The following is a 4184-nucleotide window of genomic DNA, read 5'->3' on the forward strand; positions in this document are numbered from 1 at the left end:
ATTGTATCACGGCGCGCCTTAAAAGCCAAAATAAGCTAAAAATGCTATAATTGCGAAATTTTAATTCAGGAGTGAAAATGGAAGGGTTCGTAACTACGGTAATAGTATTTTGCGTCCTCATCGCGGCAATTCTAAAGATGGGGGTCAAGATCGTCTCGCAATCGGAAATTTTGATTATCGAGCGACTGGGTCGCTTTCACAAGGTGCTCGACGGCGGCTTTCACATCATCGTGCCGTTTTTTGACGCGGTGCGCGCGAAGATGAGCGTGCGCGAGCAGTTGGTGGACATCAGCAAGCAGCAAGTCATCACCAAAGATAACGTCAACATAAGCGTCGACGGTATCGTGTTTTTGAAGGTCATTGACGGCAAGATGGCGCTTTACAACGTCGAGGATTATCGCCGCGCGATTTCAAATTTAGCGATGACGACGCTACGTAGCGCGATCGGCGAGATGAGCTTAGACAGCACGCTTAGCTCGCGCGATCAGCTAAATTCCAAGCTACAAATCGCTCTGGGCGACGCTGCGGATAACTGGGGTGTAAAGATCATGCGCGTGGAGATCTCCGAAATTTCGGTACCGCACGGCATCGAAGAGGCGATGAATATGCAGATGAAAGCTGAGCGCGAAAAGCGCGCGATCGAGCTTAAAGCCGAGGCTGAAAAAGCAGCTCTCATCCGAAACGCCGAAGCGCTAAAGCAGGAGAAGGTGCTCGAAGCCGAGGCGATCGAGCGTATGGCGGATGCGAAAAAATATGAGCAGATCGCGCTCGCGCAAGGTCAAAAGGACGCGATGGAAAGCATCAATATCGCGATGGGCTCGTCACACTTCGCCGCCGAATACCTGCTTGCGCAAGGTCGCGTAAACGCTTTCAGCGAGCTATCCAAAAACCCGAGCAAGGATAAAATTTTAATCCCTTACGAAACGAGCGAGCTTATCGGCTCTCTTAGCGTGCTTAAAGAATTCCTCGGCAAAAACGGCGCGAAGGAGCTCAAATGAACGCGCTGATTTTTATCATAATCGGCGTGATTTTGGCGATCGTCGAGCTTTTGGTGATGGATTTCACCTTTATATTTTTCAGCGCCGGATTTTTCATCACGGGGCTTTTGAGCTTCGGCTTTCATATTGATTGGGACGTACAAATTCTGCTTTCGTTCGTGCTTTCTTTCGTACTTCTGATCGCACTTAAAAGACCTCTAAAATCGCGCTTTTTCAAGCCCGAAGAGAAGCATAAGGATAATTTTTTAGACGAAAGCGGCACCGGCACCGTCAAAAACGGCATGGTCTATTTCAAAGGCACGTTTTGGAAAAGCGATGAAATTTCGGATCTTAACGAGGGTGACCGCGTCGAAATTTTAGGCGTAAAAAACGGCCAGATCGTGATTAAAAAAGATAGCAGTCGAAATTCTAGCGGCGCAGACGGCGTAAATTTAAATAACGGCGACGCAAATTTAAGCGACGCGGACAGCACGAGTGCCGACGATAAAAATTCCAATGCCGCTGCGAGCAAAAACGCGCAAAGCTCTGGCGCTGAACAAGAAGCGTCCGTAGATCCGAAAGAGGCGTAGAGTGAGCGCTAAAACCGCACCGAAAAAAACGATCAACAGCAAGGATGAAATTTTAAAATTTTTATCGTCGCAGAAAAAGAGGCTTTTTGCGGTTGGTGTTACCGAGCTATGGCTTTTCGGCAGCTACGCCAAGGGTAGTGCCGACGCATTTTCCGACATCGACATCGCGATCGAAACCGACGGGGCAAAAATGGTAAAAAATTTAGGAAACCCATTTTCGGCGCTGGTTTTTTTAGACGATTTTAAAAAAAAGCTATCTGGCAAATTTAATGTTAATGTCGATCTGTGCGATACTACCTCTTTAAGTCGTGAAGAAAAAACAAAGCTGCTGCAAGGAGCGATTTATGTTTGAAAAATCAAGCGTCGAGCGATTAAAAAAGATATCTGATAAAATTTCATCCATCCTAAAAAAATGCGAGGGCGGCGTAGCGCAGGCTCTTGCCGACGAGGACGTTTTGCAGCCTGCGATAATGATGCAGTTCATCAATATCCACGCCCTGCTAAAAGGGCTGCAAGAAAGCAACGATTTGCAGGCTTTGGCGATCTTTAGCAAAGATGAAATAAGAGCTATCAACGCCACTAGAAATATCGCCTCGCACGAATACGAACGGCTAAATTTTGAGCTGATAGAGATAGCTATCAAGGACTATCTGCCGACGCTAAATCAAAAAATCACCAGCGCACTAAAACCGTATCGAAAAGGCAAATCGGAAGGATAAATTTGAAAAGACTAAGTATAGATGAAGCCCTAAATTTAATTGAGCACGCCGATCTAAACGAGCTTGGGCGCGCGGCGTTTACGCGCAAGCGCGAGCTGCATCCGAATCGCGTCACGACCTTCATCATCGATCGAAACATAAACTACACCAACGCGTGCATGGTGGATTGCAAATTTTGCGCATTTTACCGCCACGCAAGCGACGCGGACGCCTATGTGCTGAGCTTTGAGCAGATTAGCGAAAAGATCGAGGAGCTCATCGCCGTGGGCGGCACGCAAATTTTATTTCAAGGCGGCGTCCATCCGAAGCTGAAAATCGAATGGTACGAGGATCTAGTGGAGTTCATCCACAAAAATTACCCGAGCATCACGATCCACGGCTTCTCGGCGATCGAGATCGATTATATCGCGCGCCTTAGCGGCATCAGCACGCTCGAAGTACTTCGCAGACTGCAAGCCAAGGGGCTCTACTCGATGCCGGGAGCCGGAGCCGAAATTTTAAGCGACCGCGTGCGAGAGCTAGTAGCGCCGCGTAAAAGCGACAGCGCCACGTGGCTTAGAGTGCACGAGGAGGCGCACGGCATCGGTATGAAAACGACCGCCACGATGATGTTCGGCACGCTTGAAAGCACGCGCGAGATCGTAGAGCACTGGGATAAAATCCGCGAGCTGCAAGACCGCACGGGCGGCTTTAGAGCGTTCATTTTATGGAGTTTTCAGGGGCAAAACACCCGCCTTTTGCGCGAGCATCCCGAGATCAAAAAGCAAAGCCCAAACCGCTACTTGCGCCTACTCGCCGTCTCGCGGCTATTTTTGGATAATTTTAAAAACATCCAAAGTAGCTGGGTCACGCAGGGCAGCTACATCGGGCAGCTGGCGCTGAAATTCGGCGCGAACGATCTTGGAAGCACGATGATGGAGGAAAACGTCGTAAAGGCGGCAGGCGCGAGCTTTCGGATGAGCAAGGACGAGATGATAGCGCTGATCCGCGACGTAGGCGAAATACCCGCCAAGCGCAACACCAACTACGATATTTTGGAGACTTACGCTTAGGTGCGGGCTTTTGCGCGTTTGCGGCGGGAAATTTATTCGCTTGCGGCTAAAATTTAGCGGTAGAATTTGTCTTAAAAACAGATGGCGAATTTTTGCGATCGTGGAATTTTGCAACGGAATTTAAAATTTTGATATGGGTACGGGTTTAAATTTACAGGCGCAAGCGGAATTTGCGCGGTAAAATTTCATTTCGCTATGGAATTTCGCCTTAAAATTTTTTGGACGCGAAATTCCGCGCCGCAAGATCAATGCGGCGGAGGCGGCGCGTGAGAGACATTTCGTTTACAACGCTTGCCGTGTTTGAGCACGGATATATTTCGTCTTGTGCTGCAAATACGGCGCGACGCGGCGTTTCGGGTGCTGAAATTTTATGACAACGAATAGCGCAATGAAATTTTATAATGCCGCGTATAGTTTGAGCCGATTGCAAGAGCCGCATAAACAGCGCACAGTCTGTGCTTTGGTACCGGCGAACCATATTCGTGGTGTGGACGATGGCGGCGGTTTTAAAATTTGCGAAGCCTTGCGGTGCGATTAAATTTTAAAATTTTAAGCAGGACGGGCAAAACTGCCCTAGCGCGAAATTTTAGAAGCGAGTTTGAACTAAATTTTGAAAACTTGTTTTAGCGAAATTTTTAAAACGAGCCCCGGTGCAAATTTAAAAGCGGCGCGTTTAGCTGCGTCAAAATTTTAAAATCGCGCCTGTAAGAGCGATGAAATTTAAAAATTTTATAAAGGAAAACGATGGAAAAAAAAGAGATTTCACTTAAAATCAAAGGCGGCAAAAGCGCTAAAATTGACTTTTTGTATCAATTCGATGATTCGCTGCCGGTGGCGAGCTTCAAG

At 47.8% G+C, this 4184-nt stretch carries 5 protein-coding genes; all 5 read left to right on the plus strand.

Annotated features, from left to right (window positions below; all coding sequences use genetic code 11):
• Window positions 1–77: 77 nt before the first annotated feature.
• Genes Q0238_RS00135 through Q0238_RS00155 form a run of 5 tightly spaced genes read left to right on the plus strand, consistent with a single transcriptional unit; the run spans window position 78 to window position 3338 of the window.
• The gene (locus tag Q0238_RS00135; RefSeq protein WP_177388742.1) at window positions 78–998 is read left to right on the plus strand and encodes a stomatin-like protein; all 921 of its coding nucleotides are present in this window, start codon (window positions 78–80) and stop codon (window positions 996–998) included.
• A complete protein-coding gene (locus Q0238_RS00140) occupies window positions 995–1567 on the plus strand; it encodes an NfeD family protein (RefSeq protein WP_297941659.1) in 573 nt (190 codons plus the stop codon). Before Q0238_RS00135 ends, Q0238_RS00140 begins: the two co-directional genes overlap by 4 nt.
• 1 nt (window position 1568) lies before the next feature.
• Window positions 1569–1919, plus strand: a complete 351-nt coding sequence (locus Q0238_RS00145; RefSeq protein WP_297941661.1) for a nucleotidyltransferase domain-containing protein — start codon at window positions 1569–1571, stop codon at window positions 1917–1919.
• Entirely contained in the window at window positions 1912–2286 is a 375-nt protein-coding gene (locus Q0238_RS00150) for a HepT-like ribonuclease domain-containing protein (protein ID WP_297941664.1), read from the plus strand. The genes Q0238_RS00145 and Q0238_RS00150 overlap by 8 nt, the downstream gene beginning before the upstream one ends.
• A 2-nt stretch (window positions 2287–2288) precedes the next feature.
• Entirely contained in the window at window positions 2289–3338 is a 1050-nt protein-coding gene (locus Q0238_RS00155) for a dehypoxanthine futalosine cyclase (RefSeq protein WP_297941667.1), read from the plus strand.
• Window positions 3339–4184: the final 846 nt, after the last annotated feature.

Source organism: uncultured Campylobacter sp. (assembly GCF_938045775.1).
GTDB lineage: Bacteria > Campylobacterota > Campylobacteria > Campylobacterales > Campylobacteraceae > Campylobacter_B.

What these genes read in the sequence shown, in the direction of transcription:
- Q0238_RS00135 (WP_177388742.1), top strand. Translation starts at nt 78, where the DNA reads ATGGAAGGGTTCGTAACTACGGTAATAGTATTTTGCGTCCTCATCGCG.
- Q0238_RS00140 (WP_297941659.1), top strand. Translation starts at nt 995, where the DNA reads ATGAACGCGCTGATTTTTATCATAATCGGCGTGATTTTGGCGATCGTC.
- Q0238_RS00150 (WP_297941664.1), top strand. Translation starts at nt 1,912, where the DNA reads ATGTTTGAAAAATCAAGCGTCGAGCGATTAAAAAAGATATCTGATAAA.